Source organism: Alteromonas sp. P256 (assembly GCF_036864455.1).
Lineage (GTDB): Bacteria > Pseudomonadota > Gammaproteobacteria > Enterobacterales > Alteromonadaceae > Alteromonas.
The window spans coordinates 136,342-152,390 of sequence record NZ_JAZETM010000005.1 but is presented as its reverse complement, the minus strand read 5'-3'; the positions used below and the strand labels follow the sequence as shown (position 1 = coordinate 152,390).

Sequence of the window (16,049 nt, the reverse complement as noted above, 5' to 3'; positions counted from 1 at the left end):
TATTTGAAACCTTATTTAAGCAACGCGATAAGCGCTCTGCCAAGTCTTGCATTTAGCGCACCTGCGGCAATGGCTTCGGCGGAATTTTCCATAAATTTAGCCGATAGGCTGCCACCAATTTGATTGGCGACTTCGTCGGTGGCTAAATCAAAGATGCCCTGCGCGGCAATGTTTTGCGCCAGCACTTTTAATAACTTCCAGTTCCCTGCTGTACTTGGCCGCAAGCCGTATACCCGGGCCATACGACGTATTGTGCGAAAGCTTATCCAGATAACCGCAAAGGTTTGAATAAGGTTGTTTGGGCTAATAAACGCTAAGCTACCGGCCGTTACCGACTCTTTGTTAAGCACCTTATGGGCTTTCGCTTGCACGGGGGTTAATACCGTATCTTCATAAAGCCCAAGCAGCTCGCTTGCCGTCATATCGCTTTGCACTGTTTGCTTGTAGCGCGCAAAACAGTGAGCCGCATAAGAGCCTTTTGTAAAACGCTGTCCATGGGCGGTAAGTACGCGATTAACGTCGTTAATACTGATATCACTTTGTTTTGCTGCATCCCTTTTTTCTTGCAGCAATGTACGAATAGCAGCAGCGTCGTTCATTGCCGTATTAACCTGCTTATAGCCTCGCCATTCACGAAAACTTAAATAACTAAATGTGCTAACAAAACCTGCGAGCAGTGCGCCTAATACGCCTGTGCCAATGGGGTGCTCGCTCACATTGGCCACTAAGGTGGTGTAAGCATCAAACGTAAAAAAACCTAAAACCGACAGCACACCAAATATCAGGGTTGCACTGCCTAACGACACCCCTTCCTTTTCTACCTCTAAGGTCCAGCTATCGTTTTCTACTTGCGCAGGCAGCTTTGTTTCTGGGGGCTCTATATCAAGGGTTTGCGTCGTCACTTTTGAACGATAAGGCGCTTTGTATTCGGCTTTATTTTCAGAGCTGCGGTCAGCTGCTTGACCAGCTTTAGTATTGCCCCAAGCGTCGCTATTATCGTTATTTTTGCCGTTGTGTTCATCAAACCCAGTCTCTGCTGCCCTATTTGTTTCGGGCTTATTTTTTAAGTGCGCAGGGCCTTTAGAAGGTGCATCATCATCGAAGTCATCACTGGTATAAAACGGGCCTTCATTACGCTCTTTCATTATTGCTCTCCTTTACCCAGTAAAAATTGTAGAAGCCTGTCTAGCCCTTTGCCGGCTAATATTCTGGCCTTAAAGTCTGCGGGCACCTTCGCATTAGGCACGGGGAAATGTGCTCCCTCTTCCATTTCTTTTAACGCACTAGGCACAGGTTCAAACGTAGATTCAACGTAAGCACCATCGCTATTTCTATAACGAATTGCCTGCGGCGTGCTGCCTTTGTCTGTTACCTCTATAGCCGACACTAAAAAATGCTCAAACTCAATGGGCTTGTCGGTAAAGCGAGCTCTTGCACCTTCGGTAACCTGAGCCAGTAAACTCAGTAAATTCTCGCGCTGACTAACAGGAATTAAATCGGCTTTTGTTGCCACAAACGCCACTTTTCCTATCTGCTCTTTTTTCAGCACGTTGCGCGAAAACCAGCTACTTTGCCCATACACAAAGGTGTCAGCCAAATGACTGAGGGTTTCTTTTAGCTGATATAAATGCTGACGACTGTGATTAAGCCCTTCAAACAAATCGACCAAGATAATTTGCTTGTCTGTCTCTTTAAAAATTGACTGCTTCAATGGGGCTAACCATTTGTCTTGAAACGCACCAAAGTGCTGTTCAAACGCGTTGTACCACGGATGAGATACGTCGCTGGTAATGCTTGAGGGCAATGGCGTAAAGCCAAAGCTTTGCCAATCAAAATCGCTGGAATCTAGTAAAAAACTGCCAGGCTGCAGCAAGGATATTCCTTGGCGCTTGGCTTCAATTAAATACTGCCTGTATGCATGCACAAGGTGTTGAATGCGCTCTGGCGTTGGAGGCTGCTCAAAGTCAAAGCTGTTAACGACTTGCTTCCATTCGTGCGCAAAGTGCTGTTGCGGCCCACCGCTTAGCTGCGCCCATGCAGAGTCTGACCACTGTGCATAGGTTTTACTTAGCATGGGAATGTCGGTTATCCATTCGCCGGGATAGTCAATAAATTCAAACACAATGTCGGTATGGGGAAGCACGTGGCGCTTAATCGACGCGGTTTGCTTTAACCTAACAATAAGCTTAAAACCGAACGCTTCTTCTGTCGCCGCTGGCCACTGGCCTTGCTCTAAAGCGGCTAAGTTTTCTGCTTGGGGAAAAGACTTATAGCCCTCTATTGGCTCAATTCGAATATCAAGCACTTGAGATGGCGGTAAATAACGCAACAGCGGTAAGCAGGCATAACCTTCCTCACTTCTACTTTTCAGCATAGTTACAAGGCTAGTAAACAGCATAGACTTTCCGCTGCGACTAAGCCCAGTAATAGTGAATCGATGTGTTTCTTTACTAAAAACATCCGCTAACGTGTTGCTTGTCAGCGACGCTGCTGCCATTGTTTTATCAAACAATGCGGCAATATTTTTTTGCATAGTAGAGGTTATGTCCCGTTTTGTGCGGCTATTAATATCGCTATAAAATGGCTAGTAAACCGCTGCGCACTGTTATTCACAGCGCTTTTAAAGCAGCGTGGCGCGCAAGCAGAAGTCTGCATTGTGTAACGCGCACCGTAAACTATCGGTAGTACGTTCTATTAATAGTGGTTCTTTCGTTGTTAAAAGCAAGGGCGGTGCCACATATTAGCGCTGTGCAATATGTAACATTCCATTGCTGTTCGACGTTATAGAGCGGTATTAAAATCTAATGATCTTTGGTGAAACCAAATAGCTTTTTCTTGATGCGGTTTTTACTTGAGTGCCAGTGGTTCTTTGGCTTTATAGGGGCATTATCGATGACATGCTCAAAGTCTATATCACCTTTAGCCGTAGGCGGCACATGGGCACAGAAGAAGGTGTCTATGGATGATTGAGCCAAGGTTTTTAAACTTTCTCTGTACTGATTAGGATGACAAAGAGGGTATGGTGGAACCAGCTTTCCTTTTACCTTTACCAGCACATCGGCAATATAGGCTTGCTTGCTAGGCACGTGCATGACTGAAAGGTCGTGATCGGTATGCCCTGGCGTGTAAAGCACTTGCCAATTGGCAAAAATAGGCAGCGTTTGTTTATCTTTTAAAAGTATATCGGGGGCAAGAATCGGGTTATACCAAATAGACTCTTTCGCTTTGCCTATTCTATCTGCCACCCACCAAGTGAGTAATAAATCGATAATATGCGCAGTGCGCCCCCCAAGCCCTTTATACCAAGCTGCGGCTTTAGGATGAGATGCCACCTGCGCGCCCGTTCTTTCGCGCAAGCGCATTGCGCCGCCGGCATGATCGGGGTGCATATGAGTAACGACTATCAGCTTTAAATCGCTTAATGGCCGACCTAACGTACTGGTAATATACAAGCACACTTTGTCTACATCCGCGCGGCTGCAGCCATCTAATAACAGCAGCCCCTCGCTATCTTCGGCAAGATAAATATGTTGTATATAACCTGGCAACGTATGAATTTTCATAGCACAACCTAAATAAGCACGTTTCGCATGCTAACAAAAATTATCTGGTAAGACCAGATTCGGCGAACAACTGTAGCATCAACTCTTTTAACCACATAAGGCCCGGCTCACTCTCGTGCTGGCTGTGCCAATATAAATGAGTTTCTAGGGCAGGTAATCCAAAAGGTAGCGGCGCAGAAATAAGTTTGTCGTCTGATATTGCCACTGCCACAGAGCCCGGCAGCGTAAGTATGGCGTTAGTACACGCTACCACGTCGGCAGCAGCACGGTAATTTTGGCAGCGCCACAGCGAGGGCCTATTTACTCCAAGCTGCTGTAACGCAATTTCTTCTACCGAGGCCCCTTTCGAGCGATTAGACACAGTAATATGCCTAGCCTCAAGGTAGTGTTTCTTGTCCAGTTGATTAATCAGCGGATTGTTGCGGTTTATCAATACACGATAGTTATCTCGGCGCAGCATGCTATGAGATATGGGCTTTGGCACAGCACGGCCAATATCAATGGCTAAATGTAAACTGCGATTGCTTAAATCAGCTTCCATAGTATCGCGCTGTAGGCGTGTACTTACTATTTCTATGTTTGGCGCTGCTCGCTCAAGCTGGCTAAGCAAAGTGGGCAACACACCTAACTCTAGAGACTCTTGCATAGCAATAACAAAACGCTGATGACTTACCGCAGGGTCGAAATGATTAAACTGCTCTAGCGCACTGCGTATTTGGGTGAGGGCATGCAATATATCGGGGGCAAGTCGCTCGCAGGCGGCCGTAGGTATCATGTGCTGCTTTTCCCTTACAAACAGTGGGTCTCCTAGCAACTCCCTAAACCTGCGCATGGCGTGACTGACAGCAGAAGGCGTAATATGCAGAGTTTCAGCAACACGAGACATATTACGCTGCTGCCACAGGGCTTCGAACACTTTCAATAAATTTAAATCGAGTTTTTCAAACTGCCTAGTATCAATCATTTTATGCATACGCTTCTTGTTAATGCTTTTTTTACACCCTCTGATGAGCTGTAAACGACCACACCAATAATGTGTCTTAGTAAACCATACTATGAACACTGTGAACACTATTCACATGTTATTGGTATTATATTTCATTTCATTCAAAGCCTTTCTTCTACTAAGCTAGCGTTATCAATAATCAACCGTAGTGGTTAATTACACCGGAGTTTGAATACGTTGAGCCGCACAGTTTGGTTTTTAGCAGCACCACAGCGGTAATATTGCAATGTTATATTTAGTTTAATAAGGGTATCCATGGACTTTTCACATAACGACAAAACCAACGCTTTGCTTGAAAAGCTCGATGCGTTTATTGCCGAGCATATCGAGCCTATCGAAAATGAGGTGTACAACTTTCACCACAAAGAAAATAATCACAGTGATTGGAAAAGCTGGAAGCTGCACCCTAAAACCGAAGAGCTCAAAAAGAAGGCTCGAGAAGCTGGGCTAGCCAACCTCTTTTTGCCTGATGACAAATTAGGGAAAGGGTTAACCACGCTTGAATATGCTCCAATGGCAGAGCGCATGGGTAAGTTTTTATTCGCGCCAGAAATTTTTAACTGTAATGCCCCCGATACGGGAAATATGGAAGTGCTTTACCATTTTGGTAATGACGAGCAAAAAGCCCAGTGGTTAACGCCGCTACTTGCAGGTGAAATACGCTCTGTGTTTGGCATGACCGAACCAGATGTGGCCTCTTCTGATGCAACCAATATGGCCGCCACCATTATTGAAGATGGCGATGACGTAGTTATTAATGGCAAGAAATGGTGGTCTACAGGGCTTGGTCATCCTAATGCAGCCTTTACTATATTCATGGGCTTATCGAACCCTGACAATGACAAACACAGCCGTCATAGCATGGTGATATTACCTATAGATACCAAAGGAATTACGATTAAACGCATGCTAGATGCCTATGGTGATTTTGATGCGCCTTATGGTCATGGCGAAATGCACTTTGATAACGTACGCGTAAGCAAAGCCAACGTGATCACCGGGCTAGGTAAAGGGTTTGCCATAGCACAGGGACGTTTAGGTCCAGGCCGAATTCACCACTGCATGCGCGCCATTGGTATGGCAGAAAAGTCCCTTGAACTTGCCCTTAAACGAGGCCACGAGCGTGTTGCATTTGGTAAGCCTATTATTAAGTTAGGGGGTAACTTAGAGCGAATTGCCGATGCGCGAATGGCAATTGAGCAAGCCCGCTTACTTACACTGCATGCTGCATGGAAAATTGATAATTTAGGCGTTAAGCACGCCATGACTGAAATTTCAGCCATAAAAGTAGTTGTGCCAAACATGCTTCAAGACGTGGTAGATATGGCACTGCAGTTACACGGTGGTGCAGGTATGTGTAGCGACTTCCCGCTAGCGCGTTTTGCCGCTGGAGCTCGTGCACTGCGTTTAGCTGACGGACCAGATGAAGTGCATAAAGGCATGGTGTCTCGATTAGAGCTTAAGAAATATCAGTAAGTGATTAAGCGCGTGCTGAACTGATTTGTATTGTTCTAATTCATATTGATTCAGGGCACACGCTCTAGTACCCCATAAATAAAAAATGCCGCTCTCAGGTGCCTCAATATGAGAACACAAGAAAGCGGCATTGTTGTATGTGGCTGCTAGCAGCCACATTTTGAGTACTGATATTTAAAGCAAGCGCTTAATACGTATAACGTGCCTGAACGTAATACATACCACCGTTAAAACCAAATGGGCTTGCTTCAGGGTACAGCTGACCTAAGCTTCCTGCGCTAGGGTTTTCATCCGGATAGGTATCAAACAAGTTGCTCGCTCCCACCACTAAATCAAGATATTCGTTGTAGGTGTAAACCACTTCAACGTCTATCAGGACTTCTGCGCTGATATCATTTACGCCATTTCCAGTGTCGTCCCAACCACCGAAATAATTAGCTCTCAATAAAGTTCTAAAATCACCTTGAGTGTGTGTCCACGATACATTACCACGCAAATTTGGCAGTAAATCCTCTATCGCAGCAACACGATTTTCGCCAATGGGATTAAGCGTTCCTACATCGTCCACTTCGGTTTCGTTGTAGTTAGCGGCTAACGTTAACCGTGAACTGCCGCCCCAAACATCAAAGCTGTAGTTACCCACCACGTCGATACCACGAGTTGTTGTGTCAAAACTATTTGAGAAGAACCTAAACTGAGACAGATCGTCTAAGCCAATGAAGTTTTGACGGTCGATAACGCCCGATGCATCTAGTTCGGTCAACGCTTCTGATACCGTCGCAAAATCGGCACCGCCGCCAGCGAAGTTAAGTGCATCTAAGAAGTCTACGTTAGCACCAAGTGCTACGCGATCTTCAAGTTCGATATGATAAAAATCAACCGTTAAGCTAACGTCTGCTATATCCGCAGAAAAACCTACAGAGAAGTTTCTTGCCTGCTCTGGTCCTAAAGCTGGACGACCGTTACCTTGACTTTCAATAAAGTCTGCAGCTAACTGACCCGCTGCCGATGATAAAGGCAGTGTACCTTGGTCGATAAGCACGCCATTCACGTTCTGTGTAGTCACATTGGTTATATTCGCCTGGCCCGCTGTTGGTGCGTGAAAGCCTGTTGAATAGGCACTTCGAATGCGAAAATCATCAGTTACATGGAAAATACCGGCCAGTTTAAAGTCGGTAGTATCACCAAATTCGCTAAAGTCCTCACGACGCACTGCCGCCTGTAATGTTAGTGATTCAGTCACGTCAGCTTCTAAGTCTACATAAAACGCTGTACTGTCTTGTGAAGCGCTTGTGTTACTTGGGAAACCACCAAAGCCGTTTGAGCTTGACGAGAAACCTTGGCTTGATAATGGACCTAATGCGAATGAAGCTGGGTCGCCGGCGAACAAATCGAACTCTTCCTCACGGTATTCAGCACCAAACGCCACGTTTAAATCTGACTCAAAACCAACGTCGATACCATACACAAAGTTAAGGTTAAACAAGGTTTCTGTCTGTTCTTGACCACCCGGATTGAAATCACGCGGCGTATCAGGGCCTAGTGATGCATTAATTGTGTTATTAATGAAGAAGTCAGTTCTGTTGGAACCGCGCTGTGCGCTAACGTCGTAATAAAGACCCGTACCCACTTCTAAGTCGCCACGTAAACCAACCGTGAACGCCATATCTTCGTTTTCGCCGCCAAATCGCGGAACAAAGCCCAGCGGAATTGTTTCGATAAACGAGAAGCAATTGTCATCGGCTTGTACTTGCTGAAGGAACGTTGGGTCTGGAAAAACGTTACCGTTTCCGCCAATTGGGATACCTGCAATACAACTTCCGCCTACCCCTACTCCGTCTAAATCGCCAACAAGCACTGAATGTACACCGTTAGGGTCTTCCATACCTGTGAGTGGGTCAACCAATGGGCCGGCATAAACACCACCACGCTGGCTGCCTTCAGTTACTGGGTTACGATAAAAGAAACCACCAGCAACATTACGCTGCCCGTAATTACCAAAAAGGTAAAGCTCTGCCGCATCACTAAACTCATACTCAGAATTAATGAACACTTTAACGTCATCTTCTACATCTGGCTGCCCCCAGTACTGAGGAACCTCATTGGTATAGGTATTAATTGTGGAAAAGTCTGACTGCGATAAATACCCCGCATCAACCATACCCGCAACGTCGTCACGCACTACAGAGCGAATGGTGCCTTCTACATCGCGAATTTCAGCCGTAACATTAACAAAACCACTAGTGCCCAGTGAAAAACCCGCATTTGCCGCTATGGTGTAGGTATCGCCGTCGCCTTCATAGGTAGAGCCATAATTAGCCCGCAGCTCGAAGCCCTCGTCGTTATCACGCAATAGGAAGTTAAGCACGCCGGCAATGGCATCAGAACCATACTGAGAGGATGCACCGTCGCGCAGCACTTCAACCTGCTTTAACGCAAGTGACGGTATAGCTGAAATATCGACACCTTGTGCCCCATCAGAAATACCACCACCTAAAAAAGAGATAATTGAACCACGGTGTCTGCGCTTGCCGTTAACTAAAACCAAAACATTATCTGGCGATAAGCCTCGCATGTTGGCAGGGCGTACTATTGTGGCTGCATCACTAATAGGCTGAGTGTTTACATCGAATGACGGTACATTTGTGCGAAGCATGTCTTGTACGTCGGTTGATGAATTTTGACGGAATTCTTCTCCGCTAATTACATCAACAGGCACCGGAGAATCTGCCGCAGAACGGTTAGTCATGCGCGTACCGGTAACAATAATATTCTCAAAACTTTCTGCTTCTTCTTCCGCTTCCTGTGCTAATGCAGGAGCAGAAAGTGCGGCAAAAAATGGTATAGACCCAGCTAGCAGCGCTGAAGTTATACGATTAAGTTTACGACCTTTTGTGAAGTTACTTTGGTTCACTGTGTGTCTCCTTCAAGACGAGTTGTTTGTATAGATATTATTTTTATTATGTTTTGTGATATTCAAAATTATGCGGTGAGGTAAAATATCACCCTGTGCATTTTTGATGCTACAATAATGCGCCTTATTAGTACAAGTATTTCGTTATTTCGATCTTTAAGCACTATCCATCATCATTAACCCTCCATTCAATTACTACCTTAGGATAATAATTTCTCACCAGATGATAACAAAAAGACAACACGCTGATTAAATAATGAGCTACTCTTTTACACTTAGTTAACATGAAAAACGATTAAGTATTTTCGTTATTAGTAGAAAAAGTAGTTCGTTTAACGTGGTAGATAGGGTTTGCTTCTTAGCGAAAAAAATGTGTCAGAAATTACATCTCGTAACATATAAGCGTATGAAAAAAGTAGATTAATTCCTTATAAAGCGTATATTTCGACGCTGCCTGGTCCTGAACTCGAATTCGGGGTTCCCAACCACAGGCACTCAACATTAAGGAATGATTAAATGAAAAAACTAATTCTTGCTGCCGCACTTAGTGCAGTATCTGCAGCCTCTTTCGCAGCTGCTCCTGCTTGGGATTTTGTCCAAGCCAGCTATGTAATGACCGATTTTGATGATGCTGATTTAAACTATGAGCCTGATGGCTTTGCCATTTCAGCATCAAAACTAGTGACAGACGACGTGTTTGTTACCGGTAGCTATTCAATGCAAAATGACGATATCTTTAGCACTGAAATAGATTTCGATAGATTGTCACTCGGTTTAGGCTATCGCTATGCCCTATCAAACAAAACAGATCTTTACGGTATTGTTAGCTATGAAGATGTTGAAATATCAGGAAGTGGTGAGTCTGAAAGCGAAGACGGATTCGGCTTAACAGCCGGTGCTCGTTCTATGGTAATGGACAACATAGAACTTCGCGGTGCTGTGAAATATATTGATACTGACAGTGGCAGTGACACATCGCTTCTTATTGGTGGCGACTACTTTTTCTCTCCAGCCTTCGCTGTAGGCGTTAGCTATGAAACTTCAGACGACCTCAGCACGTTTGGATTGAATGCGCGTTATAACTTTTAATGTGATGTAGCGCCTATATGGCGTAAATTTTTACATTACTATAGTTGTTGGCGCTAACGATAAAGCCGGGTAGGTAAATTCCATACCCGGCTTTTTTATTTCATTTTTTTGCTTACTTGCTTTTAGAAAAAGCTGTCATCAGTCTGTCACAGAAGTAGTTAAACATAATGCGACAAAATCTTGACACCATAAGAACCAAAAAACTGGCGCATCAATGTCTGGGGAGACAAAATGAAAGCAATGATAGCAGCAGCTATGTCTGTTGCATTAGCATCAGCAGCACAAGCTACAACTGTGTTTATAAATGAAATTCACTATGATAACACTGGTGGTGATACAGGCGAGTTTGTTGAAATCGCAGCACCTGCCGGAACTGACCTTACCGGTTGGTCTATCGTTTTTTATAACGGAAGTAATGGCACAACTTACGGCACGCAAGCACTGTCTGGAGCGATAGGCGATCAAGCTGCTGGCTATGGTTTTGCTACAGTCAATCGTTCTGGTATTCAAAATGGCTCACCCGATGGGCTGGCACTGGTTGATGCGACAGGTAACGTGGTTCAATTTTTAAGTTATGAGGGCCAGTTAACAGCGACCAACGGTATAGCCAGCGGCCTCACCAGCATGGATATTGGTGTTTCAGAGCCTGGCTCGACCGCTATTGGTGATTCATTACAGCTTTCTGGATCCGGAACAGCGTATGCCGACTTTGTTTGGCAGGCACCAGCAACTGCGACGCCTGGCGCTGCCAATAATAATCAAGCCTTCGGTGGCGTGGTTGTAGACAATGCTCCAACCGTTGTATCGACTGACCCTGCCGATGGCGACGCTAACGTGGCGATTGACGCTTCAATCTCTATTCGCTTCAGTGAAGACGTTGCGATAAGCGCTATCAATGCCATTGAATGTACTAGTGAAGTAGCTATTCAAGGCACGCTATCGGGTGAGGGGGCTACTTATACGGTTGATCCTGATACTGACTTTACATCAGCCGATGAGTGCTCATTCACAATAAGCGCCGAAGATGTAACTGACTTAGACGGCGAGCCAGATACAATGGCCGAAGACGTAACCATTGCGTTTAGTGTCGTGGACGAATCAGCAACCGCCTCTTTGTTGGTAAATGAAATACACGCCGACCCTGCATCTGGTGATGCAGGCGATGCAAATGGTGACGGAACACGAAATTCCTCAGGCGATGAATTTGTAGAGATTGTTAATAACGGTGAACAAGCCTTTGACCTAACTGGATGGGAGCTGAGCGACGGTGTACAAGTTCGTCATGTTTTCCCAAGCGGTTCAACTGTTGAAGCGGGCTGTGCAGTGGTTGTATTTGGTGATACTGCATCTACCGATGGTTTCGGTGGAGCGCTTGTTCAGGCGGCATCAACCGGTGCAGTTGGCCTGAATAACGGCGGCGACACGATTACACTCACTAACGGTGCAATCATCATTGAGCAGACTTATGGCTCTGCTGGCGGTGACAATCAGTCACTCACACGTGACCCAGACATTACTGGCGAAGTCTTCGTTAAGCATAGCGTTGCGACTGGTTCTGAAGGCGCGCTTTATTCGCCGGGTACGCAAGTTAACGGAAATAATTTTGCAGGGTGTACTGTGCCAGATGTAGCACCAACGGTTGTTGATGTTACGCCAGCTGATCAAGCGACGTTAATCAGTGTTGATACGGCAGTAATTGTTACGTTCAGCGAAGATGTTAGTCTTGGTGATTTACCATCACTTAATTGTTCGGTTTCAGGTGAGGTATCACTTGGCAGTCAGCTTAACGGTGCCGTGCTTACGCTGACGCCAGAAGCACAACTTGCAGATGGTGAAACGTGTAACTTGCTGGTATCGGCTGATCAAGTCAGCGACGTTGATGGACAAGCCGATGCATTAGCGGCTGATTTTGTTAGCTCTTTCACTACAGCAGAAGCATTATCTTGTGATTCGAACAGCACCTTCACCCCAATCGCCACTATTCAGGGTAGCGGTAGCGAAAGCCCTATATCAGGACAGGATGTTTTGGTTAAAGCAGTGGTAACCTCTGTTTTACCTGAGCTGAATGGTTTTGTTGTGCAACAGCTAGCAGCAGACGAAGACGGTAACCCTGAAACATCAGAAGGGATATATGTTCAAAATACTAACTTCGCAGTACCAAGCGTCGGTGAATTAGTACTGGTAAATGGTAGTGTATCGGAGAGATTTGGTCGTACTCAGTTAAGCTTACTTGCTGAAACTACGTCTTGCGAGGAAGAAGTAGCTGCAATAACACCTACCTCGTTAAGCTTGCCGGTGGAATCTTTAACAGAGCTTGAATCACTGGAAGGAATGCTAGTTAACTTTTCTGCGCCGCTAACGGTAAGTGATAACTTTGGTTTAGGTCGCTTTGGTCGAGTGACATTGTCAAACGGTCGTATTTTCAACCCGAACAATATCTTTGAGCCTGGTACAGCTGAAAATCTTGAACTGGCTGAGCAGAACCAATTGAATCGCATCATTCTTGATGATGGTAGCGATAATCAAAACCCTGCTGTTGTGCCATTCCCTACTGGTAACTTGTCAGCCTCAAACACCTTACGTTTAGGCGATACGGTATCATCACTAACGGGTGTGCTTGATTTTACACGTGGTGAATACATGATTTATGCGACGGCTGAGCCAACGTTCGTTGCTTCAAACCCTCGCACCGAAGCACCTGATTTAGCGCCTGGAAACCTTTCAGTAGCCAGTCTGAATGTTCTGAACTTCTTCAACAACATCGACAGTGGCCCAGATATTTGTGGTCCAGAAGGAAACGATGATTGTCGTGGAGCAGACGATAACGGCACAGATAGCGCTGGAAGAACAGAGTTTGAACGCCAGACTCTCAAAACTGTTGCCGCCATTGCGTCAATGAACGCCGATATCGTGGGCTTAATGGAAATTGAAAACAACGGCTTTGGTGAAGGTAGTGCAATTGCTGAGCTTGTCGATGCGGTAAATGCAGAATTAGGTGAAGACGCCTATGCAATTGTTGACCCTGGCACAACGGTCGGTACTGATGCGATTACCGTCGCGCTTATTTATAAGCCTGATGTCGTTTCATTGAGCGGCGCGTTACGTATTCTTGATAGCAGTAACTCGATCAGCGATGAAGATGGTCCTTTATTTAACGACCGTCGCAATCGTCCGTCGCTCATTCAAAAATTCGCATTAAACGCAAACGGCGAAGAAGTGGTGGTAAGTGTTAATCACCTTAAGTCTAAAGGTTCAAGCTGTGGTGCGGGTGACGACGATAATGAAACTGGTCAGGGAAGCTGCAATTTAACTCGTACGCGTGCTGCTCAAGCGTTAACAGCGTTTATTGCAAATGAGTTTGTTGATACACCGGCTTTGATTATTGGCGATTTAAATGCGTATGCGAAAGAAGATCCTATCCGTGCAATTTTAGCCGAAGGGTACACCGATTTAGCAAATGAATTTGGCGGCGCGAGTGCATACTCCTACACCTTTGGCGGCGAGCTGGGGTACTTGGACCATGCGCTTGCCAATGACATTCTAATTGATAGCGTTGTAGACACTACCGAATGGCACATTAACGCTGATGAGCCTATTGTATTGGATTACAACCTTAACTTTAAATCAGCCTCGCAGATTGATAGCTGGTATGCACCTGATGCATATCGCATGTCAGACCATGACCCCGTTATCGTGTCACTGAAGCTTGAAGCTCAAGCGTTACGTGGAGACTGGGATAAAGACGGTGATGTTGATATTAACGATGTGCGTGGCTTTATGATGGCTATTCGCACACGTCAGTCGATTAGCGACGATTTTGACCTCAATAAAGACGGTAAATTCAATATTATCGATGTTCAAACAATGATGACCTTATGCTCGCGCACCCGTTGCGCGGCATAAGGGCAAAAACTTAAAAGCAGTAGGAAGATAACATGAAAAAGATTTTAGCTAGCTTATTTTTATTCGTGACAATGCAGGCCAATGCATCGTTAATTTCATTATCTGTAAGCGACAACGATATTGATGTTGGCGAAACCGTTACTGTCTCGGTCATTGCTGATATGACCGAAGCATTTACTGGTTTTCAGCTTCAACTTGAATTTGACAAAACGATATTTGGTTTCGTTGATGGAACGTTTAGCAGCGACTTAACAGCATGGTCTGATTTAGCCTTTTTATCTGGTGATGAAAGCTATGGTTTTAGCATTGACTTTGCCAACTTTTCTGAAGTTTCGGCAGGCGAATACACCGTATTAGAAATTGAATTACTTGGACGTAAGAATGCCATAGGTTCAACTATCGGTTTTGGTACTGTCGCTGCATCTTTTCTTGACTTCTTTACGTCTGATGTCAGAGAAGTCAACATTGCTACTGACGCTGGCACTGTTCCGGCATTAGTGAATGTTAATAATGCGGTTGACGTTCCTGCGCCAGCATCATTAGGTTTAATGGCAATGGCTATCGCCGGACTAGTAAGCGTGCGCCGTAAAGCCTAAGCCAAACCGTTTCAAGACAAATCCACAAAAGCCGCGGTTTGAGTCATTCATGCTGCGGCTTTTTTTTGTTCAGTTTACAAGCCACTTGCCAGTATCACATCATCGAACTTTCTCGATTAAATTTTTGAACATTGTAAATCTTATCAGTAATCACGCCTTTAATGAGGTGACAATCAAATATAGAGTAATGCATATATTAATGTTTCGAGTTATTGGTTGAAAATAATTGCTTGCTTCGGTAAATACACTCGAAACCTGAGTGCTAGTGCATTACTGTATGCAGTATCTAAATTATTGTGTGGCGCTTATGCATTTTACTCCAACCAACATTGAAGATTTACCCACTCCCTGCTGCTTGATAGACAAAGCCAAAATGCAGCGCAACATTGCTCGGTTGTCTTCGCATATTGGTAATTTGCAATGCACGCTTAGACCCCACGTTAAAACCCATAAGTCGATTGAAGTAACCCAGGCCATAATTGATGCTGGCAACGTTAAGGGCATTACGGTTTCAACGCTAAAAGAAGCCGACTATTTCTTTAAACACGGCATGGACGATATTTTATATGCGGTGGGCATTACACCAAACAAAATAGCCCACGTAGCACAGCTTATTGAGCAAGGTTGTGACCTAACGGTTGTCATTGATAATGAGGATATGTTGTCACTTATCTTTGAGAAAATGGCACAGCACAACTGCGTATTTAAAGTCATTATTGAGCTAGATACCGATGGGCATCGCTCTGGCGTAAACCCTCACTCTGACGCACTTCTCTCTATTGCCAAACATATTAGCAATAGTACTCATGCAAAGTTTGAAGGGGTGATGACCCATGCTGGCGAGTCTTACACCTGCTTTACTGAAAAAGCAAAGCAAGCCATGGCGGCACAAGAGCGCGACCTGACTCTACATGCTGTTAAACGTTTGTTTGAAGAGGGAATACATTGTAATACGGTGTCTATTGGCTCTACCCCTACCGCATTTGCCGTTGACCAACTCGACGGCATCACCGAAGTGCGCGCCGGCGTGTACGTATTTTTCGACCTGGTTATGGCAGGATTAGGCGTATGCGACGTAGACGATATTGCTATGTCGGTACTGGGCACGGTGATAGGTCATCAGAAAGACAAAGGCTGGATAATAACCGATGCAGGCTGGATGGCCATGTCAAGAGACCGCGGCACCGCCGATCACGTTCAAGATTATGGCTATGGGCTAGTTGCCCCTTCAAGTAGCCAAAATACGCGTTATATCATGAGCGACGCGAATCAAGAGCATGGCATTATTACTGCAGCTTCAAACGCAAGCCAAGAAAGCCAGTCAGAGCCCCAATCAAAAAGCACTGACAGTATTTTCACTCATTTCCCGCCAGCCAAAGCCGTAGAAATTCTTCCAAATCATGCATGCGCAACTGCGGCGCAATACAACCATTATTACGTAGTAGAAAATGGCGTTGCCGTAGACAAATGGCATTCAGTTACGGGCTGGTGAGTGTACATAC

The 16,049-nt window shown here is 45.2% G+C and carries 10 protein-coding genes; 5 read left to right on the top strand and 5 right to left on the bottom strand.

Annotated features, from left to right (window positions below; genetic code table 11):
- Positions 1-11 precede the first annotated feature (11 nt).
- The 4 genes from V7R39_RS09855 to V7R39_RS09840 all read right to left on the bottom strand — a co-directional run bounded on the left by V7R39_RS09855 (position 12) and on the right by V7R39_RS09840 (position 4,527).
- Positions 12-1,145, bottom strand: a complete 1,134-nt coding sequence (locus V7R39_RS09855) for a YcjF family protein (protein ID WP_334030410.1) — start codon at positions 1,143-1,145, stop codon at positions 12-14.
- Positions 1,145-2,533, bottom strand: coding sequence for a YcjX family protein (locus tag V7R39_RS09850; protein WP_334030409.1), 1,389 nt, complete (start codon positions 2,531-2,533; stop codon positions 1,145-1,147). The genes V7R39_RS09855 and V7R39_RS09850 overlap by 1 nt, the downstream gene beginning before the upstream one ends.
- 268 nt (positions 2,534-2,801) lie before the next feature.
- Positions 2,802-3,563 carry an MBL fold metallo-hydrolase gene (locus tag V7R39_RS09845; RefSeq protein ID WP_334030407.1) on the bottom strand — a complete coding sequence of 254 codons (762 nt, stop codon included), beginning with the start codon at positions 3,561-3,563 and terminating at the stop codon, positions 2,802-2,804.
- Between the two features lie 40 nt (positions 3,564-3,603).
- Complete coding sequence (locus V7R39_RS09840) at positions 3,604-4,527, bottom strand: LysR family transcriptional regulator (protein ID WP_334030605.1); 924 nt, start codon at positions 4,525-4,527, stop codon at positions 3,604-3,606.
- 297 nt (positions 4,528-4,824) lie between these two features.
- Between V7R39_RS09840 and V7R39_RS09835 the strand changes: the two genes are divergently transcribed.
- A complete protein-coding gene (locus tag V7R39_RS09835; RefSeq protein WP_334030406.1) occupies positions 4,825-6,045 on the top strand; it encodes an acyl-CoA dehydrogenase family protein in 1,221 nt (406 codons plus the stop codon).
- Between the two features lie 187 nt (positions 6,046-6,232).
- Here the strand turns inward: V7R39_RS09835 and V7R39_RS09830 are convergent, their stop codons facing one another.
- Entirely contained in the window at positions 6,233-8,959 is a 2,727-nt protein-coding gene (locus V7R39_RS09830) for a TonB-dependent receptor plug domain-containing protein (protein WP_334030404.1), read from the bottom strand.
- 516 nt (positions 8,960-9,475) lie between these two features.
- Between V7R39_RS09830 and V7R39_RS09825 the strand changes: the two genes are divergently transcribed.
- The 4 genes from V7R39_RS09825 (at position 9,476) to V7R39_RS09810 (ending at position 16,039) form a co-directional block, all read left to right on the top strand.
- On the top strand, positions 9,476-10,048 hold the full coding sequence (locus V7R39_RS09825) for an outer membrane beta-barrel protein (RefSeq protein ID WP_334030402.1): 573 nt from the start codon (positions 9,476-9,478) through the stop codon (positions 10,046-10,048).
- A 231-nt stretch (positions 10,049-10,279) separates the two neighbouring features.
- Positions 10,280-13,951 carry an ExeM/NucH family extracellular endonuclease gene (locus tag V7R39_RS09820; RefSeq protein ID WP_334030401.1) on the top strand — a complete coding sequence of 1,224 codons (3,672 nt, stop codon included), beginning with the start codon at positions 10,280-10,282 and terminating at the stop codon, positions 13,949-13,951.
- 32 nt (positions 13,952-13,983) lie between these two features.
- A complete protein-coding gene (locus V7R39_RS09815) occupies positions 13,984-14,547 on the top strand; it encodes a PEP-CTERM sorting domain-containing protein (protein WP_334030399.1) in 564 nt (187 codons plus the stop codon).
- Positions 14,548-14,824: 277 nt separating this feature from the next.
- Positions 14,825-16,039, top strand: coding sequence for an alanine racemase (locus V7R39_RS09810; RefSeq protein ID WP_334030397.1), 1,215 nt, complete (start codon positions 14,825-14,827; stop codon positions 16,037-16,039).
- The last annotated feature ends 10 nt before the right edge of the window (positions 16,040-16,049 follow it).

What these genes read in the sequence shown, in the direction of transcription:
- V7R39_RS09855 (WP_334030410.1), bottom strand. Translation starts at nt 1,145, where the DNA reads ATGAAAGAGCGTAATGAAGGCCCGTTTTATACCAGTGATGACTTCGAT.
- V7R39_RS09850 (WP_334030409.1), bottom strand. Translation starts at nt 2,533, where the DNA reads ATGCAAAAAAATATTGCCGCATTGTTTGATAAAACAATGGCAGCAGCG.
- V7R39_RS09845 (WP_334030407.1), bottom strand. Translation starts at nt 3,563, where the DNA reads ATGAAAATTCATACGTTGCCAGGTTATATACAACATATTTATCTTGCC.
- V7R39_RS09840 (WP_334030605.1), bottom strand. Translation starts at nt 4,527, where the DNA reads ATGATTGATACTAGGCAGTTTGAAAAACTCGATTTAAATTTATTGAAA.
- V7R39_RS09835 (WP_334030406.1), top strand. Translation starts at nt 4,825, where the DNA reads ATGGACTTTTCACATAACGACAAAACCAACGCTTTGCTTGAAAAGCTC.
- V7R39_RS09825 (WP_334030402.1), top strand. Translation starts at nt 9,476, where the DNA reads ATGAAAAAACTAATTCTTGCTGCCGCACTTAGTGCAGTATCTGCAGCC.
- V7R39_RS09820 (WP_334030401.1), top strand. Translation starts at nt 10,280, where the DNA reads ATGAAAGCAATGATAGCAGCAGCTATGTCTGTTGCATTAGCATCAGCA.
- V7R39_RS09815 (WP_334030399.1), top strand. Translation starts at nt 13,984, where the DNA reads ATGAAAAAGATTTTAGCTAGCTTATTTTTATTCGTGACAATGCAGGCC.
- V7R39_RS09810 (WP_334030397.1), top strand. Translation starts at nt 14,825, where the DNA reads ATGCAGTATCTAAATTATTGTGTGGCGCTTATGCATTTTACTCCAACC.